Annotated in this window: 1 protein-coding gene; it reads left to right on the top strand. The window is 46.5% G+C overall.

What is annotated here, in order from left to right:
* On the top strand, positions 1-217 hold a 217-nt coding region (locus tag ACINWC743_RS12200), incomplete at both ends, for a CoA-transferase (RefSeq protein ID WP_009585647.1).

Genomic DNA, 217 nt, shown 5'->3' with positions numbered 1-217 from the left:
TGCTTGCCGAAGGAAAAGAAACCCGCCATATCGACGGAAAAGACTATGTGCTGGAGTATCCAATCAAAGCTGATTTTGCCTTGATCAAAGCTCATCAAGGCGATCGTTGGGGCAATCTAATATATCGTAAATCTGCACGAAACTTTGGACCGATTATGGCGATGGCGGCGGATGTCACCATTGCACAGGTTTCTGAAATCGCAGAACTCGGTCAACT

Origin of the sequence: Acinetobacter sp. WC-743, assembly GCF_000335555.1 — a bacterium.
GTDB classification, from domain to species: domain Bacteria; phylum Pseudomonadota; class Gammaproteobacteria; order Pseudomonadales; family Moraxellaceae; genus Acinetobacter; species Acinetobacter bereziniae.
The sequence above is the reverse complement of the archived record's forward strand: the minus strand, read 5'-3'. Positions and strand labels throughout refer to the sequence as shown.